The organism is Streptomyces lunaelactis, from assembly GCF_003054555.1.
GTDB classification, from domain to species: Bacteria; Actinomycetota; Actinomycetes; order Streptomycetales; family Streptomycetaceae; genus Streptomyces; species Streptomyces lunaelactis.
In genome coordinates this window covers 2,054,253-2,081,072 of the sequence record NZ_CP026304.1, presented here as the reverse complement: position 1 = coordinate 2,081,072, position 26,820 = coordinate 2,054,253, and the positions used below count along the sequence as shown (strand labels likewise).

The following is a 26,820-nucleotide window of genomic DNA, read 5'->3' as shown; positions in this document are numbered from 1 at the left end:
TTGAGGACACGGGGTCCGGGGCGGAGCCCCGGCTTCACTTCAGGCCGACGCCGGTGGGTACAGATCGCGGGGGAGCTGGGACGCCGCCGCCGCGTCCAGCAGCCACAGCGTCCGGCTGCGGCCGTACGCGCCGGCCGCCGGAGCCTGTACCTCCCCCGCGCCCGACAGCGCGATCGTCGCCGCCTTCGCCTTGTCCTCGCCGGCCGCCAGCAGCCATACCTCCCGCGCCGCCCGGATCGCCGGGAGCGTGAGCGAGATACGCGTCGGCGGCGGCTTCGGCGCGCCGTGCACGCCGACCACCGTGCGCTCCGTCTCCCGGACCCCAGGGAGCTCCGGGAAGAGCGACGCCACATGCGTGTCGGGGCCGACGCCCAGCATCAGGACGTCGAAGGTCGGCACCGGGCCGTGGTCCTCCGGCGCCGCCGCGGCGGCGAGTTCGGCCGCGTACGTGGCAGCCGCCGCGTCCGCGTCGTTGCCGTACTCGCCGTCCGACGCGGGCATCGCGTGCACCCGCGCCGGGTCCACCGGAACGCTGTCCAGCAGAGCCTCACGGGCCTGCGTGACATTGCGCTCCGGGTCGCCCTCAGGAAGGAACCGCTCGTCGCCCCACCACAGGTCGAGCCGCGGCCAGTCGATCGCGTCCCGGGCCGGCGAGGCCCCGAGGGCGGCCAGCAGCGCATTGCCGTTGCGGCCGCCCGTCAGGACCACCGACGCCGAGCCGCGCGCGGACTGGGCGTCCACGATCTTCGTGATCAGCCGGGCCGCCGCGGCCTGCGCCATCAACTCCTTGTCGCGGTGGACGACGAGTTGCGGGGCACTCACTTCGCCGCCGCCTTCTTGGCCGGTGCGGCCTTCTTCGCAGGGGCGGACCCGGCCTCAGGCTTCGACTCTTCCGCGGGCGTCCCCGACCCGTCACTCAGCCGGTCCACGCCGAACCGCAGCGCCGACGCGTAGGTGTCGTCCGGGTCGAGCCGCCGCAGCTCCTCCGCGATCAGCTCGGCCGTCTCACGCCGCTTGAGCGCCACTGCCCGGTCCGGCTGCCCCTGGATCGACAGCGTCGCCAGCGAGCCGTCCGCCCGGTCCAGCACGATCGGACCGCAGGTGGACCCCATCCGAACGGCGGTGAGGCCGGGGCCGGAGGACCGCGAGCGCCTCACCGGCACGTTCAGCCGGTCCGCGAGCCACATGGCGAGCAGCTCACAGCTCGGGTTGAACTCCTCGCCCTCCACCTCCACCTCGGTGACCTCGCAGCTGACCTGGTCCAGAGCGGCCGCGAGCATCGAGCGCCACGGCGTGATCCGGGTCCAGGCCAGGTCGGTGTCGCCGGGGGTGTACGCCTCGGCGCGCGCCGCCAGTTCGTGCACCGGCTGCTCGGCGGCGTACGTGTCCGTCACCCGGCGCTGTGCCAGCGTGCCCAGCGGGTCGTTGGCGGGGTCGGTCGGCGCGTTCACCGGCCACCAGACCACGACCGGCGCGTCGGGCAGCAGCAGCGGCAGTACCACCGACTGGGCGTGGTCGATGACCTCGCCGTACAGCCGCAGGACGACCGTCTCGCCGGTGCCCGCGTCCGCGCCCACCCGCACCTCGGCGTCCAGGCGTGGCTTCGCCCGGTCGCGCGGCGAGCGCGAGACCCGCTTGATGACGACGAGGGTGCGCGAAGGGTGTTCGCGGGACGCCTCGTTGGCCGCCTTCAGCGCGTCGTAGGCGTTCTCCTCGTCGGTGACGATGACAAGGGTGAGGACCATGCCGACGGCAGGCGTGCCGACGGCCCGCCGCCCCTGCACCAGCGCCTTGTTGATCTTGCTGGCTGTGGTGTCCGTAAGGTCGATCTTCATGGCCGACGCCAGCTCCGTCCGTCTCGTGCGAGCATTTCGTCCGCCTCGACCGGACCCCAGGTGCCGGACGGGTACTGAGCGGGCTTGCCGTGCTTGTCCCAGTACTGCTCGATCGGGTCGAGGATCCTCCAGGAGAGCTCGACCTCCTCCACCCTCGGGAAGAGGTTGGAGTCGCCGAGCAGGACATCGAGGAGGAGGCGCTCGTACGCCTCGGGGCTGGACTCGGTGAAGGACTCGCCGTAGGCGAAGTCCATCGAGACGTCCCGCACCTCCATCGAGGTGCCGGGCACCTTCGAGCCGAACCGCATGGTCACGCCCTCGTCCGGCTGGACGCGGATGACCAGGGCGTTCTGGCCCAGTTCCTCCGTCGCCGTGTGGTCGAAGGGGGAGTGCGGAGCGCGCTGGAAGATCACCGCGATCTCTGTGACACGACGGCCGAGCCGCTTGCCCGTACGGAGATAGAAGGGGACGCCCGCCCAGCGGCGGTTGTCGATCTCCAGCTTGATCGCGGCGTAGGTGTCGGTCTTCGACGTGGGGTCGATGCCGTCTTCCTGGAGGTAGCCGACGGCCTTCTCGCCGCCCTGCCAGCCCGTCGCGTACTGCCCGCGCACCGTGGTCCTGGACAGGTCCTTGGGCAGCTTCACCGCGCCCAGCACCTTGGTCTTCTCGGCCGCGAGCGCGTCCGCCTCGAAGGAGGCGGGCTCCTCCATCGCGGTCAGCGCGAGCAACTGGAGCAGGTGGTTCTGGATGACGTCACGGGCGGCGCCGATGCCGTCGTAGTAGCCGGCACGGCCGCCGATGCCGATGTCCTCGGCCATGGTGATCTGGATGTGGTCGACGTACGACCGATTCCAGATCGGCTCGAAGAGGGTGTTGGCGAAGCGCAGCGCCAGGATGTTCTGGACGGTCTCCTTGCCCAGGTAGTGGTCGATCCGGAAGACCTCGTTGGACGGAAAGACCTCGTGCACCACCTGGTTGAGCTCCTTGGCGGAGACCAGGTCGTGGCCGAACGGCTTCTCGATGACCGCGCGGCGCCAGGAGCCTTCCTTCTGGTCGGCGAGCCCGTGCTTCTTGAGCTGCTGGACAACCTTGGGGAAGAACTTCGGCGGCACGGACAGATAGAAGGCGAAGTTGCCGCCGGTGCCCTGCTTCTTGTCGAGGTCCTCGATCGTGGCCTTCAGCTTCTCGAAGGCGTCGTCGTCGTCGAAGTCGCCCTGGACGAAGCGCATGCCCTGGATGAGCTGCTGCCAGACCTCATCGCGGAACGGCGTACGGGCGTGCTCCTTGACGGCGTCGTGGACCTCCTGCGCGAAGTTCTCGTCCTGCCACTCGCGGCGGGCGAAGCCGATGAGCGAGAAGCCCGGTGGCAGCAGCCCCCGATTGGCGAGGTCATAGACGGCAGGCATCAGCTTTTTACGTGACAAATCACCCGTGACGCCGAAAATGACCAGGCCCGACGGCCCCGCGATACGCGGGAGCCGTCGGTCTGCGGGGTCACGAAGCGGGTTGGCTCCGCTAAGACCGGACAAGTTGGTCAGCCCTCCGAAGGAGCGAGGCGCTTGAGCTCGGCCTCGGTCGAGTTGAGCAGGTCGTTCCAGGACGTCGCGAACTTCTCGACGCCCTCGTCCTCGAGCAGCTGCACGACGTCGTCGTAGGAGATCCCGAGCTTCTCGACGGCGTCGAGGTCCGCGCGGGCCTGCTCGTACGTGCCGCGCACCGTGTCACCGGTGATCTGACCGTGGTCGGCGGTGGCGTCGAGGGTGGCCTCAGGCATGGTGTTCACCGTGCCCGGGGCGACCAGCTCGTCGACGTACAACGTGTCCTTGTACGCCGGGTCCTTGACGCCGGTCGAGGCCCACAGCGGACGCTGCTTGTTGGCCTGCGCCTTGTCGAGCTCGGCCCAGCGGTCGGAGGAGAAGACCTCTTCGTACGCCTCGTACGCCAGACGCGCGTTGGCCAGAGCCGCCTTGCCGCGCGCCTCCTTGGCCTCGGGCGTGCCCAGGGCGTCGAGCCGCTTGTCGATCTCGGTGTCCACGCGGGACACGAAGAAGGACGCCACGGACTGGATCTTGGAGAGGTCCAGGCCTGCGGCCTTCGCCTTCTCCAGACCGGCCAGGTAGGCGTCCATGACCTCGCGGTAGCGCTCCAGCGAGAAGATCAGCGTGACATTGACGCTGATGCCCCTGCCGATGACCTCGGTGATCGCCGGCAGGCCGGCCTTCGTCGCCGGGATCTTGATGAGGGTGTTCGGACGGTCCACCAGCCAGGCCAGCTGCTTGGCCTCGGCGATGGTCGCCGCGGTCCGGTGCGCCAGGCGCGGGTCGACCTCGATGGAGACCCGGCCGTCCTGGCCGCCGGTGGTGTCGAAGACCGGGCGCAGGATGTCGGCGGCGTCGCGGACGTCCGCCGTCGTGATCATCCGTACCGCTTCCTCGACGGTCACCTTGCGCACGGCGAGGTCGGCGAGCTGCTGCTCGTAACCGTCACCGCTGCTGATGGCCTTCTGGAAGATCGACGGGTTGGTGGTGACGCCCACGACGTGCTGCTGGTCGATCAGTTCGGCGAGGTTGCCGGACGTGATCCGCTTGCGCGACAGGTCGTCGAGCCAGATCGCGACGCCTTCGTCGGAGAGGCGCTTGAGTGCGTCTGTCATGAGAGTTGCATCTCCTACTTGTCGTGTACGGGCGTCAGCGCGCGGCGGCTTCGATGGATTCCCGGGCGGCGGCGGCCACGTTGTCGGCAGTGAAGCCGAACTCCCGGAAGAGAACCTTGCCGTCGGCCGAAGCGCCGAAGTGCTCCAGCGAAACGATGCGACCGGCGTCACCGACGAAGCGGTGCCAGGTGAGACCGATACCGGCCTCGACCGCCACGCGCGCCCTCACGGACGGTGGCAGCACGCTCTCCTTGTACGCCTGGTCCTGCTCCTCGAACCACTCGACGCACGGCATCGAGACCACCCGGGTCGGAACGCCGGCGGCCTGCAGCTGCTCGCGCGCGCCCACGGCCAGCTGGACCTCGGAGCCGGTGCCGATCAGCACGACCTGCGGCGCTGTGCTCTGCCCTTCGGGGCCTTCGGCGTCGAACAGGACGTAACCGCCCTTGGCCGCGTCCTCGTTGCGCTCGTACGTCGGCACGCCCTGGCGGGTCAGCGCCAGGCCGTGCGGAGCGCCCACGCCGAACTTCTTGGTGTAGCGCCTGAGGATCTCGCGCCAGGCGATGGCGGTCTCGTTGGCGTCGGCCGGGCGGACGACGTTCAGGCCCGGGATCGCGCGCAGCGAGGCCAGGTGCTCCACCGGCTGGTGCGTCGGACCGTCCTCGCCGAGGCCGATCGAGTCGTGTGTCCACACGTGCGTCACCGGCAGGTGCATCAGCGCCGCGAGCCGTACGGCATTGCGCATGTAGTCGGAGAACACCAGGAAGGTGCCGCCGTAGATACGGGTGTTGCCGTGCAGCGCGATGCCGTTCATGGTCGCGGCCATCGCGTGCTCGCGGATGCCGAAGTGGACCGTACGGCCGTACTTGTCCGCACCCGGCAGCGGGTTGCCCTCGGGGAGGAACGACGACGTCTTGTCGATCGTCGTGTTGTTCGAGCCGGCCAGGTCGGCGGAGCCGCCCCACAGCTCGGGGATGACCGCGCCGAGCGCCTGGAGGATCTTGCCGGAGGCGGCGCGGGTGGCGACGCCCTTGCCGGGCTCGAACTCCGGGAGCTTCTCCTCCCAGCCGGCGGGCAGCTCGGCGGCGCGGATCCGGTCGAACTCGGCGGCGCGCTCGGGATTGGCGGTGCGCCACGCGGCGAAGGTCTTCTCCCACTCGCCCTTGGCCTCGCGGCCGCGGTCGAGCGCCTCACGGGTGTGCGAGAGGACCCCTTCGGAGACCTCGAAGCTCTTCTCCGGGTCGAAGCCGAGGACGCGCTTGGTGGCCGCGACCTCCTCGTCGCCCAGCGCCGAGCCGTGCGCGGCCTCGGTGTTCTGCGCGTGCGGGGCAGGCCAGGCGATGATCGAGCGGGCCGCGATGAAGGAGGGGCGCTCGGTCTCGGCCTGCGCCGCCTTCAGGGCCTGGTACAGGCCGGCCGGGTCGAGGTCGCCGTCGGGCAGCTGCTCGACGCGCTGGACGTGCCAGCCGTACGCCTCGTACCGCTTGAGGGTGTCCTCGGAGACGGCTGTCTCCGTGTCGCCCTCGATGGAGATGTGGTTGTCGTCCCACAGCAGCACCAGGTTGCCCAGCTTCTGGTGCCCGGCCAGCGAGGACGCCTCCGCGGAGATGCCCTCCTGGAGGCAGCCGTCACCGGCGATCGCCCAGATGGTGTGGTCGAACGGCGAGGTGCCGGGGGCGGCGTCCGGGTCGAACAGCCCGCGCTCGTAGCGGGAGGCCATCGCCATGCCCACCGCGTTGGCGACACCCTGGCCGAGCGGCCCGGTCGTCGTCTCGACGCCCGTGGTGTGGCCGTACTCCGGGTGCCCCGGGGTCTTCGAACCCCAGGTGCGGAAGGCCTTCAGGTCGTCGAGCTCCAGGCCGTACCCGGCCAGGTAGAGCTGGATGTAGAGGGTCAGGGACGAGTGCCCCGCGGAAAGCACGAACCGGTCGCGGCCGGTCCAGTCCGCATCGGCGGGGTCGTGCCGCATAAGCTTCTGGAACAGCACGTAGGCGGCGGGCGCGAGGCTCATGGCCGTACCGGGGTGGCCGTTGCCGACCTTCTGTACGGAATCCATGGCCAGGACGCGGACGGTATCAACGGCCCGCTGGTCCAGATCGGTCCACTCGAGGTCTGTGGTGGTCGGCTTGGTGCTCACCCTGGGTCAGGGCTCCTCTCCACATGTTCGTATCCCGGTGACGACGGAAGCACCGGGCGTTGTCGAGCCTACCCCCGGAGCGGCGCGCGCTTTTCGAGTGCCCGCCTTTTGAAATGAGGCGGGTCACAGTGGAAAAAAGCAGACACAGCCAGGGTGCCGTCACAGCCGGGTCTCCGCCTGTCGGCGATGTATACGCACGCGGTCCGGACGGCGCTCAACACGAGCGCACCCCCGCGAAGATCGGCGTCTGGGCAACGTCTAGAGTGGCGTGGTACGCGCAAGTCTTTACCGGGCATTCACGCCGGGAACTTGCTGGGATTTCTCTGTCAGGGGTGTGCGTGACGGCCGTCGAGTCCCGACCCGCAGGGGTCGTCTTGACTCCCAGCCCGGGGGGCCATCGGCCGTTCGGGGCCCGCGTCAAGGCATTCGTGGCGCTGACCAAGCCCCGGATCATCGAGCTGCTGCTGATCACCACCGTCCCGGTGATGTTCCTGGCCGCGCAGGACGTGCCCGATCTGTGGCTCGTGCTCACGACGTGCATCGGCGGCTATCTCTCCGCCGGTGGCGCCAACGCGCTCAACATGTACATCGACCGCGACATCGACGCCCTGATGGACCGGACGTCGCAGCGGCCGCTCGTCACCGGAATGGTCTCGCCCCGCGAGGGCCTGGTCTTCGGACTCGTACTCGCCGTCGTCTCCACCCTCTGGTTCGGACTCCTCGTCAACTGGCTGTCCGCCGCGCTGTCGCTGGGCGCGCTGCTCTTCTACGTCATCGTCTACACGATGATCCTGAAGCGCCGCACCTCACAGAACATCGTCTGGGGCGGCATCGCCGGCTGTATGCCGGTCCTGATCGGCTGGTCCGCCGTCACGAACTCGATGTCCTGGGCCGCCGTCATCCTCTTCCTTGTCATCTTCTTCTGGACGCCGCCGCACTACTGGCCGCTGTCGATGAAGGTGAAGGAGGACTACGCGCGCGTGGGCGTTCCGATGCTGCCGGTCGTCGCCTCCAACAGCGTGGTGGCCCGCCAGATCGTCCTCTACTCCTGGGTGATGGTCGCGGTTTCGCTGCTGCTGACGCCGCTCGGCTACACCGGCTGGTTCTACACGACGGTGGCGTTGGTGACGGGTGGCTGGTGGCTCTGGGAGGCGCACTCCCTGCAGAACCGCGCGAAGTCCGGCGAGACGGGCGGCAAGCTCAAGGAGATGCGGCTGTTCCACTGGTCCATCACCTATGTGTCGCTGCTGTTCGTGGCCGTCGCGGTGGACCCCTTCCTCCGCTAGCTAATCCGCTCTACTCGCGAGTAGCATCGCCGTATGGCAGACACCAAGCAGGCCGAGCACTCCAAGCAGGCCGAGCGCAAGGCGGCCAAGCTCGCCAAGCAGATCGGCGCCTTCGCCAAAGCGCACGGCGGCGCCGAGGGGCAGCTCGCGTACATGGGTCAGATGGGCACCCGCATCGTGCTCGTCGGCGAGGACGGCGGCTGGGGCGACCTCGTCGCGCCGGACCACTCCATCGCCGAGGCCGCGGCCGAGAAGGCCGGGATCACCCTGCACGAGTCGTTCGACGGCGAGTTCGCGGCCAAGGTCCGCACCGGTCCGTACGAGTGGACCCGCATGGCCGGCATCCAGCTCGGCGGTCCGTCCAACGGCTGAGCAACACCTCGTCGGGGTGTCACCCGTTAGGACTGTGGAAGCACGGTCCACGACTGGGAGCCCGGATGATCGACACCCCGACCCTCGTGGACCAGTACTGCCACGGCGTGCTCCGTACGGAACTCGGCCTCGGCACCTTCGAGGCGCACCTGGGCAGGACCGCGGGCCCGCCCGCGCCCGGCACCACCTTCTTCGACACCCAGACCGGCTTCGCGGTACGCCGCTGGTGCCCGCCGCTGCTGGATCTTGAGCCGCACTGTCCGCCCGCGCGCTATCTCGCCCGCCGCCGCGAGCTCGGAGTGCTCGAGTCGGGCAGGCGGCTGCTGCGGGGGAGCGGGATTTCCACCTACCTGGTGGACACCGGGCTGCCCGGCGATCTCACCGGACCCCGCGAGATCGCCGCGGCGGGCTCGGCCGAGGCGCGCGAGATCGTACGTCTGGAACTCCTCGCCGAGCAGGTCGCCGACACCTCGGGCACCGTGGAGGGCTTCCTGGCCAATCTCGCCGAGGCCGTGCACGGGGCGGCCGCCTCCGCCGTCGCCTTCACCTCCGTCGCCGCCGTGGGCCACGGGCTCGCCCTGGCGCCCGAACCGCCGGGCCCCGGGGAGGTACGCGGGGCGGCCGGGCGCTGGCTGGCCGGACGACAGGTCGGCGGCAGGCTCACCGATCCCGTACTGGTGCGGCATCTGCTGTGGATCGCGGTCGCCTCGGGCCTGCCGCTCCAGCTGCACGTGGGGGTCGAGGACCCGATGCTGCTCACCGGCTTCGCGGCCGCCACCAGCGGACTCGGCACCGATCTGGTGCTGCTGCACGGCTATCCGAACCACCGGCACGCCGCGCATCTGGCGAGCGTCTTCCCGCATGTGTACGCCGATCTGGGGCCCGCTCTCGTGCACACGGGGGCGCGGGCCGCGGCCGTGCTCGCGGAGATCCTGGAACTCGCGCCGTTCGGGAAGCTGCTCTTCTCCAGCGGCGCGCACGGGCTGCCCGAGCTGCATGTGGTGGGCGCGCGGATCTTCCGTGAGGCGCTCGGCCTGGTGCTCGGCGGCTGGGTGGGCGACGGCGCCTGGGCGCGTGCGGACGCGGAACGGGTCGCCGGGATGATCGCGGCGGGCAACGCGCGCCGCGTCTACGCCCTGCCGGACGCCTGAGCCGCCCGGCGTTGAATCAGACGCCGGACGTTGAATTCAGACGGTCGAGAGGGCCGCGTCGGTCTGGGCCGGGATCTCCGCGTTCGTCTCCGGGCGCTCGCGCAGGCTCAGCGCCAGCCGCAGCACCGCGATCCACATCAGCGCGGAGCCGAGCATATGGGCGGCCACCAGCGCCTCGGGCACATGCGTGAAGTACTGGACGTAGCCGATGGCGCCCTGCGCGAGCAGCACGAGCAGCAGGTCGCGGGCGCGCGCCCGGATGTCATCGGGGGCGTCGACGACTCGCAGCACCAGCCACATCGCGACGGCCAGTGCACACACGACCCAGGCGGCGATCGCGTGGACGTGTGTGGCGTCCGTCCAGTCCCACGGCATGCGCGGTACGTCGCTGCTGTCGCCGGCGTGCTTGCCGGACCCGGTCACCGACGTGCCCAGGGCGATGAGCACCACCGAGACGCCGACGATTGCCCAGGACAGCTTGCGCACCGGGCGCGGGACGCGCGGGCGCGGTGTGCTGTCGCCCTCACGGGTGCGCTGCCAGGTGATCGTGGCGACCGTGAGCAGCCCGGTGGCGAGCATGAAGTGCCCGGCCACGGTCCACGGGTTGAGGCCCGCCCAGACCGTGATGCCGCCGAGCACGGCGTTGCCCATCACGATCCAGAACTGCGACCAGGCGAGCCGGGTCAGCCCGCGCCGCAGCGGCTTGGTGGCGCGCGCCGCGATGATCGCCCAGCCGACCGCCGCCGACAGGACGTACGTCAGCATCCGGTTGCCGAACTCGATCGCGCCGTGGATGCCCTGTTCGCGCGTGGCGAAGAGGCTGTCGTCCGTGCACTTGGGCCAGGTGTCGCAGCCGAGACCGGAGCCGGTCAGCCGGACCGCGCCGCCGGTGACGATGATGACGACGCTCATCACGACGGCGGAGAGCGCGGCGCGCCGGAGGGTCCGGGGTGACGGAGTCCAGCGCTCGGAAATGAAGGTGAGCGGGTTTCGCGCGGCTTGAGCGACTTCGGCTCGGGTCAGCTTGGGCACGCGCACCATCGTAGGCGGGCGTTTGTGCACGCTTTCACGAGGGGGTCGGGGGGTCCCTGAAAGGCCCATGGGATCCCAGGAAAAGTCACGTGGTGGGTGCGGAGGGGGTGGCGGGCGCGGACGGCGCGTACGTCTTCAGGAAGCGCGAGCCGTCCAGATGGTCCTCCTCCTCCCACCACACCGCGATCCGCCAGTGCACCGAGGACGGCGGGCGGTCGGGCGCATGCAGGAACGCGTCGGTCAGCTCCGCCGCGACCGCCGCCGCGCTGCGGTCCGTGACCGCGTCCGTCCCGCGCCAGGGGTACCTCATCGGGGTCCAGTGCCCGTCGGCCGTGTCGCGCACGTCGAACCGCCACACCGCACGCCAGGACCGCGCCCGCAGGATGCGCCGGACCTCCGTGCCGTCCACCCCCAGCCCCTCGGCGATCGCGTCCGGCTCCACACCCTCGATGCGCGCGGCCACGACAGCGAGCGGCACCAGTCGGCCCGGAAGCAGGCCCTCCGCCTGCAGCTGTGTCAGCCCGCCGTCGAAGGGGCAGCGCCTGAGCCTGCGTTCGAGCTGATCGCCGAGATGCTCCAGGGTCGCGTTGTGCGCCGCTTCGCGCGGATCGGGCGGCGACCACAGGAGGTGGAACTCACGCTCCGCCCGTACGGCCCAGGCCGCCGCGTCCACCGGACGCCCCAGCTCCTCCAGCCGGTCGCCGAGGAAGACATGCGCCTGGGCGAGACCCTCCTGGTTGCGCGGGTCCGACTGGTCCAGGCTCTCCCAGACCCCGATGGCCCGGCGGGTGGCCGCCAGGGCGGCGAGCCCGTCCTCCCGGTCGTCGGGCGAGGGCTGCTCGCCGCTGGGATGGAAGGCATAGCGCGGCAGACCCAGCTCGTCGCTGAGCGGCTCGGCCAGATAGACGGCCTGGTTGATCAGCGCCCGCGCGTACCAGCGGGCGTGCTGTTCGTCGTGCCTGGCCGGCTCCTCGCAGCGCCGGATCGCCTCGTCGACGGCGGTCAGCGCCGCCTCGCGGCGGCCGGTGTCGAAGTGGTGCCGCGCCAGATCCCCGTACCGCAGGCTCAGCCGCGCGGTGAGCGAGAGATCGTCCTCGGCGTGCGGGGCGAGCGCGGCGATCAGGTCCGTGAGCATGCGCTCGCGCTTCCCGGGCGAGGTCCCGGCCCTGCCGGACCTGATCTTCGCCCATTCCGCGTCCATGCGCAGTGCGGCAGTCCGCTCCATCGAGGCCTCCGACCGTATGATCTTGGCAGGCTCATACTGGCCCGTGAGTCAGTCCCAGCGGAAGAGCCGGGCGGCCGCGCCGAGACCGAGCACCGCCCATACGGCGAGGATCGCGAGATCGCCCCACGGCACCGCGGCGCCGTGCTGGAGCACATCGCGCAGACCGTCGGAGAGCGCCGAGATCGGCAGCAGCGCGAGGACCGACTGGACCCCGTCCGGGAACGTGTCCAGCGGCACGATCACCCCGCCCCCCACCAGGAGCAGCAGAAAGACCAGGTTGGCGGCGGCCAGGGTGGCCTCGGCCCTGAGCGTCCCGGCCATCAGCAGACCGAGGCCGGAGAAGGCGGCGGTGCCGAGGACGAGCAGCAGCAGTACGGAGAGAGGGTTGCCGTGCGGCGACCAGCCGAGCGCGAAGGCGATGACGGTCAGCAGCGCGATCTGGAGGACCTCGGTGGCCAGGACGGAGAGCGTCTTGGCGGTCATCAGCGCCCAGCGGGGGATCGGCGAGGCACCGAGCCGTTTGAGGACTCCGTACCGGCGCTCGAAGCCGGTCGCGATGGCCTGGCCGGTGAAGGCGGTGGACATCACGGCGAGGGCGAGGATGCCTGGCGCGAGGAAGTCGACGGCCTTGCCGCTGCCGCCCGTGTTCTCAACGGACAGGGTGACAACGTCGACGGTGGAGAACAGCACCAGCAGCAGCGACGGGATGATGACGGTGAGCAGCAGTTGCTCGCCGTTGCGCAGCATTATCTTCGTCTCGAACGCGGTCTGCGCCGCGATCATGCGGGGCAGCGGGGCGGCACCGGGCCTCGGCGTGTACGTACCGACGCTCATGAACGCAGCCGTGAGCTCGAGGCTGTGTCTTCCCGGGGGGCAACCCCCGGACCCCCGGTCGAGACCGGTGTCGTCCCACTTCATGAACGCAGCTCCTTGCCCGTGAGCTCGAGAAAGACATCTTCGAGGGTGTGGCGCTCGACCGAGATCCCGTCCGGCATCACTCCGTGCTGCGCGCACCAGGAGGCCACGGTCGCCAGCAGTTGCGGGTCGACCTGGCCCGTGATCCGGTACGCGCCCGGCGTGAGCTCGACCGCCTCCGTGCCGTCGGGGAGCGCCTTGAGCAGGGAGCCGGCATCGAGCCCCGGCCGTCCGGTGAAGCGCAGGGTGTTCTCGGCGCCGCCCCGGCAGAGCTGCTCCGGGCTGCCCTGGGCGATGACCTTGCCCGCGTCGACGATCGCCACATCGTCGGCGAGCTCCTCGGCCTCGTCCATGAAGTGGGTGGTGAGGACGGCCGAGACCCCGTCGCCGCGGAGTTCGCGTACGAGCTCCCAGGTGGACCGGCGGGCCTGTGGATCGAGGCCGGCGGTCGGCTCGTCCAGGAAGAGCAGTTCGGGGCGGCCGACGACGGCCATCGCCAGCGCGAGGCGCTGCTGCTGGCCACCGGAGAGCCGCCGGTAGGTCGTACGGCCGCAGCTGCCGAGGCCGAGGCGCTCGATCAGGGCGTCCACATCCAGCGGATGGGCGTGCAGCTTCGCCATGTGGCGCAGCATCTCGTCGGCGCGGGCGCCCGAGTACACGCCGCCGGACTGGAGCATCACGCCGATCCTCGGGCGCAGCTTTCCGGCGTCGGCGACCGGATCGAGGCCGAGCACGCGTACCGTGCCCGCGTCGGCGCGGCGGTAGCCCTCGCAGGTCTCGATCGTGGTGGTCTTACCGGCGCCGTTGGGGCCGAGGACGGCGGTCACGGAGCCCCGGGGGACCTCGAGATCGAGGCCGTCCACGGCCGTCTTGGATCCGTACCGCTTCACCAGGCCACGGATCTGGACGACGGGCTCGCTTCGCATGCCGGGAATTCTAGGCGGGGGTTCAAGACCGCCGGGGCGCGGGGGCCGGGGTCCGCCACAGGGGACCGCCGTGTACGGATCACGCCATGCGGTGGACGGGGTGTGGGGGAGTGACTGCTGGTGGCCGTTTCGCCGTACGGGGTCGGGCACCGACAGCCTTCGCCTTCGGCGGGACGGCGCACCGCTCGGGCCGCCGGCCGCTGTCCGGAAACAACGCCCGGCCGGCGTCGGGGATCTGCCGCGCGACCTCCCCTTCATCGTGCCGCGCACTGCGACCGGCCTCGGGCGGCCCATGGCTGATTCCAGTGCTCCAGGTGGCGCGCGGGACGCCCGTGACAGGAATGGCCGGAACTGACACCAGAGGCGTTCTTCACATGAACCTGCCAATTCCTTCACGATCGTTGTTGGCTCAAGCCGCCACTGCACCCCCCACCCCGTCCCCCCACACCACGGGACAGCAGCGGTACTGAGCGTCGGTACGAACCCACTCACGCAAGGAGAGTTCGTGGCTAGACGCATCCCGGGACGGCGAGGAACCCTCGCCACGCTCACGGCCGCCGCGGTGGCTCTGCCGCTCGCCCTCGGCGCCTTTCCCGCCCAGGCACAGGACCCCGAAACCTCCCGGACAGCCCTCCCCCCGGCGTATCTGCACAAGGCCGAGGACTCACTGATGGGGCGGCTCGCGACCAAGGACAGCGCGACCTTCTGGGTCACCCTGACGCAGGAGGCCGACACCTCCGCAGCCCGCAGGGCCAAGGGCAAGACCGCGAAGGCGCGCACGCTCTACGAGACCAAGACCGCGTACGCCGAGAAGTCCCAGGCCCCGCTGCGCGCCCTGCTGGACAGCGCGGGCGTCCGCTACGAGTCGTTCTGGATCACCAACACCCTCAAGGTCACCGCCGGCAAGGCGCTCGCCGAGAAGATCGCGGCCCGCGCCGACGTCGCCGCGCTCGAGGCCGACGACCCGGTCACCATCCCCGACCCGTTGCCGGGGAAGAACGAAGAGCGCCTGGACGCCGTCGAGTGGAACGTCGACCGGGTCAACGCCCCCAAGGTCTGGTCCGAACTCGGTGTACGCGGCGAGGGCGTGGTCGTCGCCAGCATCGACTCCGGTGTGCAGTTCGACCACCCGGCGCTCAAGGCGAAGTACCGCGGGCTCAAGTCCGACGGCAGTTACGACCACGCCTACAACTGGTTCGACCCGGCCAAGGTCTGCACCACCGCCGCCCCCTGCGACAACAACGGCCACGGCACCCACACCATGGGCACGATGGTCGGCGACGACGGCGCCGGCAACCGGACCGGCGTCGCCCCCGACGCCAAGTGGATCGCCGCCAAGGGCTGCGAGACCAGCTCCTGCAGCCGCGACTCGCTGCTCCGCTCCGGCCAGTGGCTCGTCGCCCCGACCGACCCCGCCGGCGCCAATCCGCGCCCCGACCTCGCGCCCGACGTGGTGAACAACTCCTGGGGCAGCGGAATCATCGACACCTGGTACAAGGACGTCGTGCAGTCCTGGCGGGACGCGGGCATCTTCCCGGCGTTCTCCAACGGCAACAGCGGCCCTGGCTGCAACAGTTCGGGCTCCCCCGGCGCGTACACCAACTCGTACTCCTCCGGCGCCTTCGACATCAACAACACCATCGCGTCCTTCTCCTCGCGCGGCACCGGTGAGAGCGGCGGCATCAAGCCCAACCTCGCCGCTCCCGGCGTCAACGTCCGATCCTCCTGGGCGGGCGGCGGCTACAACTCCATCTCCGGTACGTCGATGGCCTCACCCCACACCGCCGCCACCGTGGCGCTGATGTGGTCGGCGTCGCCCGCGATCCGCGGCAACATCGCCGAGACCGAGAAGCTCCTCGACTCCACCGCCGTCGACACCGACAACACCGGCTGCGGCGGCACGGCGGCCGACAACAACGTCTTCGGCGAGGGACGGCTCGACGCGTACGCCGCCGTCACCGCCGCCCCGCGCGGCGCGCTCGGCGCCGTCAGCGGCAAGGTCAGTACGGCCACCGGCCCGCTCGCCGACGCCGCCCTGCGCTTCGAGGGCCCGATGAGGACGACCGTCACCAGCGGCGCCGACGGCGGCTACGCCCTGCCGAAGCTGATGGTCGGCGACTACAAGGTCAGCGTCGCCAAATTCGGTTACGTCACCGCCCAGGGCGACGTCACCGTCGTCGAGAACGGCAGCGCGGTCAAGGACTTCGCGCTCGCCGAGGCCGCCTCCGCCGATGTCACCGGCAAGGTCACCAGCAGTGCCGGAGCCGAGGCGAGCGCCGTCATCACGGCCCAGGGCACCCCGGTCACCACCAAGTCGGGCGCCGACGGCGGCTACACGCTGCGGCTCCCCGTCGGTACGTACGACCTCGCCGTCACCCCCGGCCACCGCTGCGCCGCGGCGACCAGCGTCCGCGTCGAGGTCACCGGCAACACGGCCAAGGACATCGGCCTGCCCGACCGGACCGACACCTTCGGCACCGCCTGCGCCCTGGGCGGCGGTGAGTTCCCGTCGGGCGCCGCCAAGCTGGCGTACACGAGCACGACCTTCGGCACGGCAGCCTTCGACCTGCCCTTCCCGGTCGCCTTCTACGGCCGCACCTACCGGGCGGCGACCGCGTCCATCGACGGGGTGCTCTCCTTCGGGACCGCGTCGACGTCCAGCAGTAACAGCACGCTGCCCACGACCTTCACCCCGAACGGCTCGCTCTATCCGTTCTGGGACAACCTCACCGTGGACGCCGAGTCGGGCGTGTACTGGTCGGCCACCGGCACCGCCCCGTACCGGAAGATCGTCGTCGAATGGCGCAACGCGCTGATCGCGGCGACCACCACCGAGCGCGTCTCCTTCGCGGCGGTGCTCGGCGAGGACGGCTCGGCGTCCTTCCACTACAAGGACATCTCCGGGACCGGCTTCGAGAACGGCTCCGGCGCGACCATCGGCGCCGAGAACGCGACCGGCACGGACGCCCTGCTCTACTCCTTCAACGAGGGCACTGTCCGCGACGGGCTCAGCCTCGGCTTCCGTACGACCAGGAGCGCGGTCGTCGCGGGCCGGGTCACGGATGCCAACGACGGCAAGCCGGTGGCCGGCGCGGCTGTCGCGGTCACCAGCGGCGGTACGGCGACGGGCAGCGACACCACGGGCGCCGACGGCGGCTATCTCCTCCAGGTGCCCGCCGACGCGCCGTACGACATCGCCGTCTCCGCCCCCGCCTACAGCGGCGCGAGCGCCCAGCAGACACCCAGGCCCGGTGAGATCGCGGTCGCCGACGCGGCCCTGAGGACCGGCCGGGTCGCGGCCGACAGCGGGGCACTGACCGTCGTCGTACCGGCGACGCAGCAGCGCACCCGGGCGCTCACCCTCGCCAACACCGGATCGGCCACCGCGTTCACGGTCGCCGAGAAGGACGGCAAGAGCTGGATCAAGGCCGCGCCGGGCACCGGGCAGCTGGCGGCCGGCGCCTCGCAGAAGGTGGCACTGAGCCTGGACACCGCCGGGGCCGCCCCGGGCACGGTCCTGACTGGGACCCTGCAGGTGAGGTCCGACAGTGGCCGCCGGCCGGTGATCGAGATTCCGGTCAGCGTCGTCGTACCGGCCTATCAGGCGGCGATCGACTCCGGGACGTCGAAGTCCTCGGTGGACGCCCTCGGCGACACCTGGGGCCCGGACCGAAAGCACGCAGGCGGCTCCTACGGATATCTGGGCAGCGCCAGTGAACTGTCCACCACCCGGACGATCACGGGCGCGGCCGACCAGACGCTCTACCGGACCGCCCGGCAGGGCATGTACGAGTACCGCTTCGACGGTCTTCCGGCCGGTACCTACCGGATCGAGCTGGGCTTCGCGGAGCTGAGCTCCAAGGACCCGACGGACCGGGTCTTCGACGTGATGGCCGAGGGGACGCAGTACGTGCCCAACCTCGATCTCGCGCTGGAGGCCGGCACCCGTACGGCCCATGACCGGGCCTTCACGGTCCAGGTCACGGACGGCGTGCTCAACCTGCGGTTCGTCGCGAATTCGGGCAGGACTCTGGTGAATTCGATCAGGGTCACCGAGCGCCCGGATCTCGCCGGATAATTTCCCGGGACATTCCTGGTCAGGGCCCGTACGGCAGCTGCCGTACGGGCCCTGTTCTTAGGTGACCCTTAGTGATGAAGCGCACCGGACCACGTCGTGGACGCCAGTTGTCAGGGCCAGAGGAATTACGCAACAATGGCGTTGTGAAAAACGTTGGCGAGGTTCCGCAGGAGGAACTCGCGACCGGTGAGCGCTCCACGCGCAACCGGGTCGCGCGCTCCATCCTGGATCACGGCCCGTCCACCGTGACCGACCTCGCGGGGCGCCTCGGCCTGACCCCGGCCGCGGTCCGCCGCCACCTCGACTCGCTCGTCGCCGAGAATGTCGTCGAACCCCGTGAGCAGCGGATCTACGGCGCACGTACGCGCGGGCGGCCCGCGAAGGCGTTCGCGCTGACCGACTGCGGGCGGGACGCCTTCGACCAGTCCTACGACACGCTGGCCGTCGACGCTCTCCGCTGGATCGAGCAGAACGCCGGGGGAGAGGCGGCCGTCGCCGCCTTCGCCCGCGCTCGGATCGAGGCACAGGCGGTGGCTTACCGCGAGGCGGTCGAGGCCGCAGCCCCCGAAGAGCGCACGGAAGCTCTCGCCAAGGCCCTGAGTGCCGACGGGTACGCTGCTACGGCGCGTAACGCGCCGGTGGGCGAGCAGCTCTGCCAGCACCACTGCCCGGTCGCCCATGTCGCCGAGCAGTACCCGCAGCTGTGCGAGGCGGAGACCGAGGTCTTCTCCCGCCTGCTCGGGACCCATGTACAGCGTCTGGCAACCATCGCCCACGGCGACGAGGTCTGCACGACGTTCATTCCCAAGACCACACCGCCATCAGGTTCTGCAAGCACGGCCGGGAGGAACCCCGCATGACTCTCCCCACGGAGACTGCCCACCCCGAACTCGAGGGTCTGGGTACGTACGAATTCGGCTGGGCCGACTCCGACGCGGCAGGCGCCACGGCCAAGCGTGGCCTTTCTGAGGCCGTCGTCCGCGACATCTCGGCGAAGAAGAACGAGCCGGAGTGGATGCTGAAGCTGCGGCTCAAGGGCCTGCGGCTGTTCGGCAAGAAGCCCATGCCGAGCTGGGGCTCCGACCTGTCGGGCATTGACTTCGACAACATCAAGTACTTCGTCCGTTCCACCGAGAAGCAGGCCGCTTCGTGGGAGGAACTGCCGGAGGACATCAAGAACACGTACGACAGGCTCGGCATCCCCGAGGCGGAGAAGCAGCGCCTGGTCGCCGGTGTCGCCGCTCAGTACGAGTCCGAGGTCGTCTACCACCAGATCCGTGAGGACCTGGAGGAGCAGGGCGTCATCTTCCTCGACACGGACACCGCGCTGAAGCAGCACCCGGAGCTCTTCCAGGAGTACTTCGGCACGGTCATCCCGGTCGGCGACAACAAGTTCGCCTCGCTGAACTCCGCCGTGTGGTCCGGTGGCTCGTTCATCTACGTGCCCAAGGGCGTGAAGGTCGACATCCCGCTGCAGGCCTACTTCCGTATCAACACGGAGAACATGGGCCAGTTCGAGCGGACGCTGATCATCGTCGACGAGGACGCCTACGTCCACTACGTCGAGGGCTGCACCGCCCCGATCTACTCCTCGGACTCGCTGCACAGCGCCGTCGTCGAGATCATCGTCAAGAAGGGCGGCCGCTGCCGCTACACGACGATCCAGAACTGGTCGAACAACGTCTACAACCTGGTCACCAAGCGCGCCGTGGCCTACGAGGGCGCGACCATGGAGTGGGTCGACGGCAACATCGGCTCCAAGGTCACCATGAAGTACCCGGCCGTCTACCTGATGGGCGAGCACGCCAAGGGCGAGACCCTGTCCATCGCCTTCGCGGGCGAGGGCCAGCACCAGGACGCCGGCGCCAAGATGGTCCACATGGCCCCGAACACCTCCTCCAACATCGTCTCCAAGTCGGTGGCGCGAGGCGGCGGCCGTACCTCCTACCGCGGTCTGATCGAGATCGGCGAGGGCGCCGCGGGCTCGAAGTCCAACGTGCTCTGTGACGCGCTCCTGGTCGACACGATCTCCCGCTCGGACACCTACCCGTATGTGGACGTCCGCGAGGACGACGTGTCCATGGGCCACGAGGCCACCGTCTCCAAGGTCTCCGAGGACCAGCTCTTCTACCTGATGAGCCGCGGTATGACGGAGTTCGAGGCGATGGCGATGATCGTGCGCGGCTTCGTCGAGCCGATCGCCAAGGAACTGCCCATGGAGTACGCGCTGGAGCTCAACCGGCTGATCGAGCTGCAGATGGAGGGGTCGGTCGGCTGAGACCCGCCGTCCCCGAGCAGCGACTGTTCTTCTGTCTGACGTAGGCAGCGTCCTTTTAACGAGAGTGAGCAAGACGACAGCCATGGCTGAGGCTCAGAACATTCCGGCGGGATCCACCACCGCCGGCTCGATCGCGGTGGCCGCCGAGTCGACCGTCGCCACTCGCATGAGTGCGCCCCCGTCCTTCGACGTGGCGGACTTTCCGGTGCCGCACGGCCGCGAGGAGGAGTGGCGCTTCACTCCGCTGGAGCGGCTGCGCGGTCTGCACGACGGCACCGCCACCGCGACCGGCACCGGCATCAAGGTCGACATCGACGCGCCCGAGGGCGTCATCGTCGAGACCGTCGGCCGTGACGACGCCCGGCTCGGCAAGGCCGGCACCCCCGTGGACCGGGTCGCCGCCCAGGCGTACTCCTCCTTCGAGAAGGCCTCGGTCGTCACCGTGCCCAAGGAGGCCGTGCTCACCGAGCCGGTCCGGATCTCCGTGCACGGCGAGGGCGGCACCGCCTTCGCGCACCAGGTCATCGAGCTCGGCGCCTTCGCCGAGGCCGTCGTGGTCATCGACCACACCGGTGACGCGGTGCTCGCCGCCAATGTCGACTTCCTGCTCGGCGACGGCGCGAAGCTCACCGTCGTCTCCGTCCAGGACTGGGACGACAAGGCCGTCCATGTCTCCCAGCACAACGCGCTGGTCGGCCGCGACGCCACGTTCAAGTCGTTCGTCGTGACCTTCGGCGGCGATGTCGTACGTCTCCACCCGCGCGTGCAGTACGCGGGCCCCGGCGGCGAGGCCGAGCTCTTCGGCCTGTACTTCACCGACCAGGGCCAGCACCAGGAGCACCGCCTCCTGGTCGATCACAACGCCCCGCACTGCAAGTCCAACGCCGCCTACAAGGGCGCGCTGCAGGGCCAGGACGCGCACGCCGTATGGATCGGCGATGTGCTGATCCGGGTGATGGCCGAGGGCACGGACACCTACGAGATGAACCGCAACCTCGTCCTCACGGACGGCGCTCGGGTCGACTCGGTGCCGAACCTGGAGATCGAGACCGGTGAGATCGCCGGCGCCGGTCACGCCTCCGCCACCGGCCGCTTCGACGACGAGCAGCTCTTCTATCTGCAGGCCCGCGGCATCCCCGCCGGCGAGGCCCGCCGTCTGGTGGTCCGCGGCTTCTTCGCCGAGCTGGTCCAGAAGATCGGCCTGCCCGATGTCGAGGAGCGCCTTCTCGCCAAGATCGACGCGGAGCTGGAGGCGTCCGTCTGATGGCCTTCGTCAAAGCCTGTGCGCTGAGCGAGCTCGAGGAGGACACCCCGAAGCGGGTGGAACTCGACGGCACGCCGGTCTCGGTCGTGCGCACGGAGGGCGAGGTGTTCGCGATCAACGACATCTGCTCGCACGCGAACGTCTCGCTGTCGGAGGGTGAGGTCGAGGACTGCTCCATCGAGTGCTGGCTTCACGGTTCCACCTTCGACCTCCGCACCGGCAAGCCGTCCGGCCTTCCCGCGACGCGCCCCGTCCCCGTATACCCCGTAAAGATCGAAGGGGACGATGTGCTCGTCTCCGTCACCCAGGAGTCCTGAGTCACCCATGGCAACGCTTGAAATCCACGACCTGCACGTCTCCGTCGAGGCCGAGAACGGCGCCCGCGAGATCCTCAAGGGCGTCGACCTGACCGTCAAGCAGGGCGAGACGCACGCCATCATGGGCCCCAACGGCTCCGGCAAGTCGACCCTCGCGTACTCGATCGCGGGCCACCCCAAGTACACGATCACCAGTGGCACCGTGACCCTGGACGGCGAGAACGTCCTGGAGATGACCGTCGACGAGCGCGCCCGCGCCGGCATGTTCCTCGCCATGCAGTACCCGGTCGAGGTCCCCGGCGTCTCGGTCTCCAACTTCCTGCGCACGTCGGCGACGGCGATCCGCGGCGAGGCCCCCAAGCTGCGTACCTGGGTGAAGGAGGTCAAGTCCGCCATGGAGCAGCTCCAGATGGACCCGGCCTTCGCCGAGCGCAACGTCAACGAGGGCTTCTCCGGCGGTGAGAAGAAGCGCCACGAGATCCTCCAGCTGGAGCTCCTCAAGCCGAAGATCGCGATCCTCGACGAGACGGACTCCGGTCTGGACGTCGACGCGCTGCGCCAGGTCTCCGACGGCGTCAACCGCGTCCGTGAGACCGGCGAGGTCGGCACTCTGCTGATCACCCACTACACGCGCATCCTGCGCTACATCAAGCCCGACTTCGTCCACGTCTTCGCGAACGGACGGATCGCCGAGTCCGGCGGCGCCGAGCTCGCCGACAAGCTCGAGGCCGAGGGCTACGAGGCATACACGAAGGGTGGCGTATCCGCGTGACACAGCTGCCGGGCCTCCTCGACACTGAGGCGCTCCGCAAGGACTTTCCGATCCTGGACCGCGTGATCCACGACGGGAAGAAGCTCGTGTACCTGGACAACGCGGCGACGTCACAGACGCCGCGGCAGGTGCTCGATGTGCTGAGCGAGTACTACGAACAGCACAACGCCAACGTCCACCGCGGTGTCCATGTGCTCGCCGAGGAGGCCACGGCGCTGTACGAGGGCGCCCGCGACAAGGTCGCCGCCTTCATCAACGCACCGAGCCGCAACGAGGTGATCTTCACCAAGAACGCCTCGGAGTCGCTCAACCTCGTTGCGAACATGCTCGGTTGGGCCGATGAGCCCTACCGCGTGGACCACGAGACCGAGGTCGTCATCACGGAGATGGAGCACCACTCCAACATCGTTCCGTGGCAGCTGCTCTCGCAGCGCACCGGCGCGAAGCTGAAGTGGTTCGGCCTCACCGACGACGGCCGCCTCGACCTGTCCAACATCGACGAGATCATCACCGAGAAGACGAAGATCGTCTCCTTCACGCTGGTCTCCAACATCATGGGCACGGTCAACCCGGTCGACGCGATCGTCCGCCGCGCGCAGGACGTCGGCGCCCTGGTGCTGATCGACGCCTCGCAGGCCGCGCCGCACATGCCGCTGGACGTACAGGCGCTCGGCGCCGACTTCGTGGCCTTCACCGGCCACAAGATGTGCGGCCCGACCGGCATCGGCGTGCTGTGGGGCCGGCAGGAGCTGCTCGAGGACCTGCCGCCGTTCCTCGGCGGCGGCGAGATGATCGAGACCGTGTCGATGCACTCCTCGACGTACGCGCCCGCGCCGCACAAGTTCGAGGCGGGGACGCCCCCGATCGCCCAGGCCGTCGGCCTCGGCGCGGCCGTGGACTACCTCACCGCGATCGGCATGGACAAGATCGCCCAGCATGAGCACGCCCTCACCGAGTACGCGGTGAAGCGTCTCCTGGAGGTCCCTGACCTGCGGATCATCGGCCCCACCACGGCCGAGGACCGCGGCGCGGCGATCTCCTTCGTGCTCGGCGACATCCACCCGCACGACGTGGGCCAGGTACTCGACGAGCAGGGCATCGCGGTCCGGGTCGGCCACCACTGCGCGCGGCCGGTCTGCCTGCGGTACGGAATTCCTGCGACCACGCGGGCGTCGTTCTATTTGTACTCCACGCCGAGTGAGGTCGATGCCTTGATCGACGGGCTGGAGCACGTCCGCAACTTCTTCGGATGAGGGACTGAGGCGTGAAGCTGGATTCGATGTACCAGGACGTCATCCTGGACCACTACAAGCACCCTCACGGGCGCGGTCTGCGGGACGGCGACGCCGAGGTGCACCATGTCAATCCGACGTGCGGTGACGAGATCACTCTCCGCGTGCGGTACGAGGGAACGCTCATCGCGGACATCAGCTACGAGGGCCAGGGCTGCTCCATCAGCCAGGCCAGCGCCTCCGTACTGAACGAGCTGCTGGTCGGCAAGGAGCTCGCCGAGGCGCAGAAGATCCAGGCGACCTTCCTGGAGCTGATGCAGTCCAAGGGCCAGCTCGAGCCGGACGACGCGATGGAGGAGGTGCTGGAGGACGCGGTCGCGTTCGCCGGTGTCTCGAAGTACCCGGCCCGTGTGAAGTGTGCTCTGCTGAGCTGGATGGCGTGGAAGGACGCGACGGCGCAGGCGCTGTCCGAAGGGAAGACCGCATGAGCGAGAACGAGATGGTGACGACCAAGCCGGCCTCCGAGGAGGAGGTCCGCGAGGCGCTGTACGACGTTGTCGACCCCGAGCTGGGCATCGACGTCGTCAACCTCGGCCTGATCTACGGCATCCACATCGACGACTCCAACATCGCCACCCTGGACATGACACTGACGTCCGCGGCCTGTCCGCTGACCGATGTGATCGAGGACCAGGCGAAGTCGGCGACGGACGGCATCGTCAGTGAGCTGAAGATCAACTGGGTCTGGATGCCGCCGTGGGGCCCGGACAAGATCACGGACGACGGACGCGAGCAGCTGCGCGCGCTCGGCTTCAACGTCTGAGCCGGATTCTCACCGAGATCCACGAAACGGCCATGACCGCCAGGCAGACTGGCGGGCATGGCCGTTTCTCTGTACACCGTCGTCATCGACGCCCACGATCTGCCGGCGCTCGCCCGCTTCTGGAGCCGGGTGCTGGACTGGAAGGTGGTCTTCGAGGCCGAGGACGAAATCGTCATCGGGGCGGACGAGTTCACTCTGCCGGGGATCACCTTCGTACCCGTGGGGGAGCGCAAGTCGGTCAAGAACCGGCTGCACATCGACCTCACGCCCGACGATCAGGGCGCGGAGGTCGACCGGATCATCGGGCTGGGGGCGCGGCGGGCCGACGTCGGCCAGCGGCCGGAGGCGACCTGGGTGGTGCTCGCCGACCCCGAGGGCAATGAGTTCTGTGTGCTGCGACCGAAGAAGACGCTGCTCGACTAGGACTAGTACACGGGCGGTACGGCGGCGGCCTCGGCGAGCGTCGGGGCCAGGTTCTCCTTGCGGATGCGCTGGTCGACGTAGAGCAGGCTGCTCACCAGCTGCGGGAAGACGGCGACGAAGATCTGGCCGATCAGCTGGCCCACCATCGCCACGATCAGCGCGCCGCCCATGGCGACCAGGATCTGGGAGACGCCGGGGTCGGAGCCCAGATCCGAGGTGTCGACCAGGCCGGGAAGGGCCCCCGCGAGATTGAACGGCAGCTGGATGACGTAACTCGCCGCAGCGGCCAGGACGGCCGCCAGCAGTGAGATGCCGAAGATCCGCCACCAGCCGCCCCGCACCAGCTCGGAGGAGCGGCGCAGCGCCGCGATCGGGCGCTGCCGCTCGATGACTGCGGCCGCCGGGGCCAGGCTGAACTTCACCCAGAGCCAGATCCCCAGCGGGGCGGTCACGAGGGCGCCGAGGAAGGCGAGGAAGGGCACGATCAGCGGTCCGGTGCGCAGGGCGAGCAGCGCGACGGACAGGGCGACGAAAGCCGTCAGGAACAGGGCCAACGGGATCAGGAAGATCAGAGCCGTGAGGAAGAGCGTGCCGATGACCGAGGGGACCCGGGCCCAGGCGCGCCGCCAGACGCTGCCGAAGGTGGTCGGCCGGCCCAGGACCGCGTCCTGGAGCAGCGCGGGACAGGCGGCGTAGATCACCGCCGTGGCGAGCAGCATGGCGATCATGCTGACGCACCACACGACGACGAAGGCGATGAGCAGCGGCAGGATGTCGTCCCAGGCGGACGGATGGTCGTCCTCCACGCCGACGACCCGGTCGAGGTTGTCCCCGACGACGGCGTACGCGACCGCCAGCGCTGCCGCGACGACGGCGGTCGCCGCGCCGTACACGGCCGCGGCTATGCCGAACAGCTGCTTCCAGTAGCGGCCGATCGTGGCGAAGGCGCCGGACAGTATGTCGCCGAGGGTGAGCGGGGCCAGCGGGATCACCCCTGGCTTTGGCGGCGGCGGGGGCATCCAGCCGCCCCAGCCCGGAGGGCCTGCGTGCGGCGTGTTTCCGTATGCCACTGGTGAATCTCCCGCGCGTCTCGTGCCTGGTCGGACGGGACACCGTAGCGGGACGGGGCGGGGTGGGACAGGGCAGGGTCCATCACCGCGCCGCCCGGCGGGGATCCGGCGTTGTGTACGGATGTACGCAACGATGTGTACCCTCGTACGCATGGGATACGGACTGCTGGCCGCGGCGATCGCGGCGGAGGTGGCCGGAACGACGGCCATGAAGTACAGCGAGGGCTTCACCCGGCTCTGGCCCTCACTGCTCACGGTCGCGGGCTATGTGCTCGCCTTCTCGCTGCTCGCGCAGACCCTCAAGACGCTGTCTGTGGGCACCGCGTACGCGATCTGGGCGGGCGTCGGCACCGCCGCGATCGCCGCGATCGGCATGATCTTCCTGGGTGAGTCGACCAGCCCGGTCAAGATCGCGGGCATCGCGCTGGTGATCGCCGGGGTCGTGGTGCTCAACTTCGGGGGTGCGCACTGATGGCGCGGCGGTACGACCCCGAGCGGCGCGAGCGCATCATCGACGCGGCGATCCGGGTGGTCGGGCGCAGCGGGATCGCCGGGCTCAGCCACCGCACGGTGGCGGCGGAGGCGGATGTGCCGCTCGGCTCGACGACGTATCACTTCGCCTCGCTGGACGAGCTGTTGGTCGCCGCGCTGCGCCAGGCCAACGAGGGCTTCGCGGCGGCCGTCCGGGACAGCGACGCGCTCGCCGACCCGGACGCGGACCTCGCCGAGGAGCTCGCGCGGCTGATGGGGGACTGGCTCTCGGGGGAGCGCGCGGGGGTGGAGCTGGAGTACGAGCTCTACCTGGCAGCCCTGCGGCGGCCCGCGCTGCGGCCGGTCGCGGCGGAGTGGTGCGAGGGCGTCGCCGAGATCCTGTCCCGCCGGACCGATCCGGTCACCGCGCGGGCGCTGGTGGCGCTGATGGACGGGATCTGCCTGCAGGTGCTGCTGACGGGCGCGGAGTACGAGGCGGGGTACGCGCGCGAGATGCTGGCGCGGATCGCCGGCTGAGCGAGCGCCGACCCGGACCGGGC

Annotated in this window: 25 protein-coding genes; 15 read left to right on the top strand and 10 right to left on the bottom strand. The window is 69.8% G+C overall.

Annotation, left to right across the window (positions count from 1 at the left end; all coding sequences use genetic code 11):
- Nucleotides 1-39 precede the first annotated feature (39 nt).
- Genes pgl through tkt form a run of 5 tightly spaced genes read right to left on the bottom strand, consistent with a single transcriptional unit; the run spans nucleotide 40 to nucleotide 6,625 of the window.
- The gene (pgl, locus tag SLUN_RS09320) at nucleotides 40-822 is read right to left on the bottom strand and encodes a 6-phosphogluconolactonase (protein WP_108148045.1); all 783 of its coding nucleotides are present in this window, start codon (nucleotides 820-822) and stop codon (nucleotides 40-42) included.
- Nucleotides 819-1,835, bottom strand: coding sequence for a glucose-6-phosphate dehydrogenase assembly protein OpcA (opcA, locus tag SLUN_RS09315; RefSeq protein WP_108148044.1), 1,017 nt, complete (start codon nucleotides 1,833-1,835; stop codon nucleotides 819-821). Before opcA ends, pgl begins: the two co-directional genes overlap by 4 nt.
- Nucleotides 1,832-3,364, bottom strand: a complete 1,533-nt coding sequence (gene zwf / locus SLUN_RS09310) for a glucose-6-phosphate dehydrogenase (protein WP_108148043.1) — start codon at nucleotides 3,362-3,364, stop codon at nucleotides 1,832-1,834. Before zwf ends, opcA begins: the two co-directional genes overlap by 4 nt.
- Nucleotides 3,365-3,369: 5 nt before the next feature.
- Nucleotides 3,370-4,488: a transaldolase gene (gene tal / locus SLUN_RS09305; RefSeq protein WP_108148042.1), complete on the bottom strand. Its 1,119-nt coding sequence runs from the start codon at nucleotides 4,486-4,488 to the stop codon at nucleotides 3,370-3,372.
- Between the two features lie 34 nt (nucleotides 4,489-4,522).
- Nucleotides 4,523-6,625, bottom strand: coding sequence for a transketolase (tkt, locus tag SLUN_RS09300; RefSeq protein ID WP_108148041.1), 2,103 nt, complete (start codon nucleotides 6,623-6,625; stop codon nucleotides 4,523-4,525).
- A 338-nt stretch (nucleotides 6,626-6,963) separates the two neighbouring features.
- On the opposite strand from tkt, the gene SLUN_RS09295 reads away from it, so the two are divergent.
- From SLUN_RS09295 to SLUN_RS09285, 3 genes are all read left to right on the top strand, one after another.
- Nucleotides 6,964-7,911: a heme o synthase gene (locus tag SLUN_RS09295; protein WP_108148040.1), complete on the top strand. Its 948-nt coding sequence runs from the start codon at nucleotides 6,964-6,966 to the stop codon at nucleotides 7,909-7,911.
- Between the two features lie 33 nt (nucleotides 7,912-7,944).
- Complete coding sequence (locus tag SLUN_RS09290) at nucleotides 7,945-8,283, top strand: hypothetical protein (RefSeq protein ID WP_108148039.1); 339 nt, start codon at nucleotides 7,945-7,947, stop codon at nucleotides 8,281-8,283.
- Between the two features lie 65 nt (nucleotides 8,284-8,348).
- Nucleotides 8,349-9,434 (top strand): amidohydrolase family protein, encoded by a 1,086-nt coding sequence (locus SLUN_RS09285; RefSeq protein ID WP_108148038.1) that lies wholly within the window; start codon nucleotides 8,349-8,351, stop codon nucleotides 9,432-9,434.
- 36 nt (nucleotides 9,435-9,470) lie between these two features.
- Here the strand turns inward: SLUN_RS09285 and SLUN_RS09280 are convergent, their stop codons facing one another.
- From SLUN_RS09280 to SLUN_RS09265, 4 genes are all read right to left on the bottom strand, one after another.
- Nucleotides 9,471-10,475, bottom strand: coding sequence for a COX15/CtaA family protein (locus tag SLUN_RS09280; RefSeq protein ID WP_108148037.1), 1,005 nt, complete (start codon nucleotides 10,473-10,475; stop codon nucleotides 9,471-9,473).
- A gap of 76 nt (nucleotides 10,476-10,551) precedes the next feature.
- The gene (locus tag SLUN_RS09275; protein WP_108148036.1) at nucleotides 10,552-11,691 is read right to left on the bottom strand and encodes a hypothetical protein; all 1,140 of its coding nucleotides are present in this window, start codon (nucleotides 11,689-11,691) and stop codon (nucleotides 10,552-10,554) included.
- A gap of 48 nt (nucleotides 11,692-11,739) precedes the next feature.
- Entirely contained in the window at nucleotides 11,740-12,525 is a 786-nt protein-coding gene (locus SLUN_RS09270) for an ABC transporter permease (protein WP_108154620.1), read from the bottom strand.
- 80 nt (nucleotides 12,526-12,605) lie between these two features.
- Nucleotides 12,606-13,532, bottom strand: coding sequence for an ABC transporter ATP-binding protein (locus tag SLUN_RS09265; RefSeq protein ID WP_108148035.1), 927 nt, complete (start codon nucleotides 13,530-13,532; stop codon nucleotides 12,606-12,608).
- Between the two features lie 505 nt (nucleotides 13,533-14,037).
- Between SLUN_RS09265 and SLUN_RS09260 the strand changes: the two genes are divergently transcribed.
- From SLUN_RS09260 to SLUN_RS09215, 10 genes are all read left to right on the top strand, one after another.
- Nucleotides 14,038-17,610, top strand: a complete 3,573-nt coding sequence (locus SLUN_RS09260) for a S8 family serine peptidase (RefSeq protein ID WP_108148034.1) — start codon at nucleotides 14,038-14,040, stop codon at nucleotides 17,608-17,610.
- A gap of 143 nt (nucleotides 17,611-17,753) precedes the next feature.
- Nucleotides 17,754-18,470 (top strand): helix-turn-helix transcriptional regulator, encoded by a 717-nt coding sequence (locus SLUN_RS09255; protein WP_108148033.1) that lies wholly within the window; start codon nucleotides 17,754-17,756, stop codon nucleotides 18,468-18,470.
- On the top strand, nucleotides 18,467-19,888 hold the full coding sequence (gene sufB, locus SLUN_RS09250) for a Fe-S cluster assembly protein SufB (RefSeq protein WP_108148032.1): 1,422 nt from the start codon (nucleotides 18,467-18,469) through the stop codon (nucleotides 19,886-19,888). The genes SLUN_RS09255 and sufB overlap by 4 nt, the downstream gene beginning before the upstream one ends.
- 82 nt (nucleotides 19,889-19,970) lie before the next feature.
- The gene (sufD, locus tag SLUN_RS09245) at nucleotides 19,971-21,152 is read left to right on the top strand and encodes a Fe-S cluster assembly protein SufD (protein WP_108148031.1); all 1,182 of its coding nucleotides are present in this window, start codon (nucleotides 19,971-19,973) and stop codon (nucleotides 21,150-21,152) included.
- Complete coding sequence (locus SLUN_RS09240; RefSeq protein WP_108148030.1) at nucleotides 21,152-21,469, top strand: bifunctional 3-phenylpropionate/cinnamic acid dioxygenase ferredoxin subunit; 318 nt, start codon at nucleotides 21,152-21,154, stop codon at nucleotides 21,467-21,469. The genes sufD and SLUN_RS09240 overlap by 1 nt, the downstream gene beginning before the upstream one ends.
- A gap of 7 nt (nucleotides 21,470-21,476) precedes the next feature.
- On the top strand, nucleotides 21,477-22,241 hold the full coding sequence (sufC, locus tag SLUN_RS09235) for a Fe-S cluster assembly ATPase SufC (protein WP_108148029.1): 765 nt from the start codon (nucleotides 21,477-21,479) through the stop codon (nucleotides 22,239-22,241).
- Nucleotides 22,238-23,494, top strand: coding sequence for a cysteine desulfurase (locus SLUN_RS09230; RefSeq protein ID WP_108148028.1), 1,257 nt, complete (start codon nucleotides 22,238-22,240; stop codon nucleotides 23,492-23,494). Before sufC ends, SLUN_RS09230 begins: the two co-directional genes overlap by 4 nt.
- Before the next feature lie 11 nt (nucleotides 23,495-23,505).
- Nucleotides 23,506-23,961 (top strand): Fe-S cluster assembly sulfur transfer protein SufU, encoded by a 456-nt coding sequence (sufU, locus tag SLUN_RS09225; RefSeq protein WP_108148027.1) that lies wholly within the window; start codon nucleotides 23,506-23,508, stop codon nucleotides 23,959-23,961.
- A complete protein-coding gene (locus SLUN_RS09220; RefSeq protein WP_108148026.1) occupies nucleotides 23,958-24,296 on the top strand; it encodes a metal-sulfur cluster assembly factor in 339 nt (112 codons plus the stop codon). The genes sufU and SLUN_RS09220 overlap by 4 nt, the downstream gene beginning before the upstream one ends.
- Before the next feature lie 57 nt (nucleotides 24,297-24,353).
- Nucleotides 24,354-24,719: a VOC family protein gene (locus tag SLUN_RS09215; protein ID WP_108148025.1), complete on the top strand. Its 366-nt coding sequence runs from the start codon at nucleotides 24,354-24,356 to the stop codon at nucleotides 24,717-24,719.
- Nucleotides 24,720-24,721: 2 nt separating this feature from the next.
- On the opposite strand, the gene SLUN_RS09210 is transcribed toward SLUN_RS09215, so the two are convergent.
- Entirely contained in the window at nucleotides 24,722-25,789 is a 1,068-nt protein-coding gene (locus tag SLUN_RS09210; RefSeq protein WP_257153694.1) for a hypothetical protein, read from the bottom strand.
- 151 nt (nucleotides 25,790-25,940) lie between these two features.
- On the opposite strand from SLUN_RS09210, the gene SLUN_RS09205 reads away from it, so the two are divergent.
- Together SLUN_RS09205 and SLUN_RS09200 are read left to right on the top strand one after the other, a co-directional pair.
- Nucleotides 25,941-26,261 (top strand): DMT family transporter, encoded by a 321-nt coding sequence (locus SLUN_RS09205; RefSeq protein WP_246339608.1) that lies wholly within the window; start codon nucleotides 25,941-25,943, stop codon nucleotides 26,259-26,261.
- Nucleotides 26,261-26,797, top strand: a complete 537-nt coding sequence (locus tag SLUN_RS09200; RefSeq protein ID WP_108148023.1) for a TetR/AcrR family transcriptional regulator — start codon at nucleotides 26,261-26,263, stop codon at nucleotides 26,795-26,797. Before SLUN_RS09205 ends, SLUN_RS09200 begins: the two co-directional genes overlap by 1 nt.
- The last annotated feature ends 23 nt before the right edge of the window (nucleotides 26,798-26,820 follow it).

Excerpts from the sequence above, each read along its gene's own strand:
- opcA (WP_108148044.1), bottom strand. The coding sequence starts at position 1,835 with ATGAAGATCGACCTTACGGACACCACAGCCAGCAAGATCAACAAGGCG.
- tal (WP_108148042.1), bottom strand. The coding sequence starts at position 4,488 with ATGACAGACGCACTCAAGCGCCTCTCCGACGAAGGCGTCGCGATCTGG.
- SLUN_RS09290 (WP_108148039.1), top strand. The coding sequence starts at position 7,945 with ATGGCAGACACCAAGCAGGCCGAGCACTCCAAGCAGGCCGAGCGCAAG.
- SLUN_RS09285 (WP_108148038.1), top strand. The coding sequence starts at position 8,349 with ATGATCGACACCCCGACCCTCGTGGACCAGTACTGCCACGGCGTGCTC.
- SLUN_RS09280 (WP_108148037.1), bottom strand. The coding sequence starts at position 10,475 with ATGGTGCGCGTGCCCAAGCTGACCCGAGCCGAAGTCGCTCAAGCCGCG.
- SLUN_RS09275 (WP_108148036.1), bottom strand. The coding sequence starts at position 11,691 with ATGGAGCGGACTGCCGCACTGCGCATGGACGCGGAATGGGCGAAGATC.
- SLUN_RS09270 (WP_108154620.1), bottom strand. The coding sequence starts at position 12,525 with ATGAGCGTCGGTACGTACACGCCGAGGCCCGGTGCCGCCCCGCTGCCC.
- SLUN_RS09265 (WP_108148035.1), bottom strand. The coding sequence starts at position 13,532 with ATGCGAAGCGAGCCCGTCGTCCAGATCCGTGGCCTGGTGAAGCGGTAC.
- sufB (WP_108148032.1), top strand. The coding sequence starts at position 18,467 with ATGACTCTCCCCACGGAGACTGCCCACCCCGAACTCGAGGGTCTGGGT.
- sufD (WP_108148031.1), top strand. The coding sequence starts at position 19,971 with ATGGCTGAGGCTCAGAACATTCCGGCGGGATCCACCACCGCCGGCTCG.
- SLUN_RS09240 (WP_108148030.1), top strand. The coding sequence starts at position 21,152 with ATGGCCTTCGTCAAAGCCTGTGCGCTGAGCGAGCTCGAGGAGGACACC.
- sufC (WP_108148029.1), top strand. The coding sequence starts at position 21,477 with ATGGCAACGCTTGAAATCCACGACCTGCACGTCTCCGTCGAGGCCGAG.
- SLUN_RS09220 (WP_108148026.1), top strand. The coding sequence starts at position 23,958 with ATGAGCGAGAACGAGATGGTGACGACCAAGCCGGCCTCCGAGGAGGAG.
- SLUN_RS09215 (WP_108148025.1), top strand. The coding sequence starts at position 24,354 with ATGGCCGTTTCTCTGTACACCGTCGTCATCGACGCCCACGATCTGCCG.
- SLUN_RS09205 (WP_246339608.1), top strand. The coding sequence starts at position 25,941 with ATGGGATACGGACTGCTGGCCGCGGCGATCGCGGCGGAGGTGGCCGGA.
- SLUN_RS09200 (WP_108148023.1), top strand. The coding sequence starts at position 26,261 with ATGGCGCGGCGGTACGACCCCGAGCGGCGCGAGCGCATCATCGACGCG.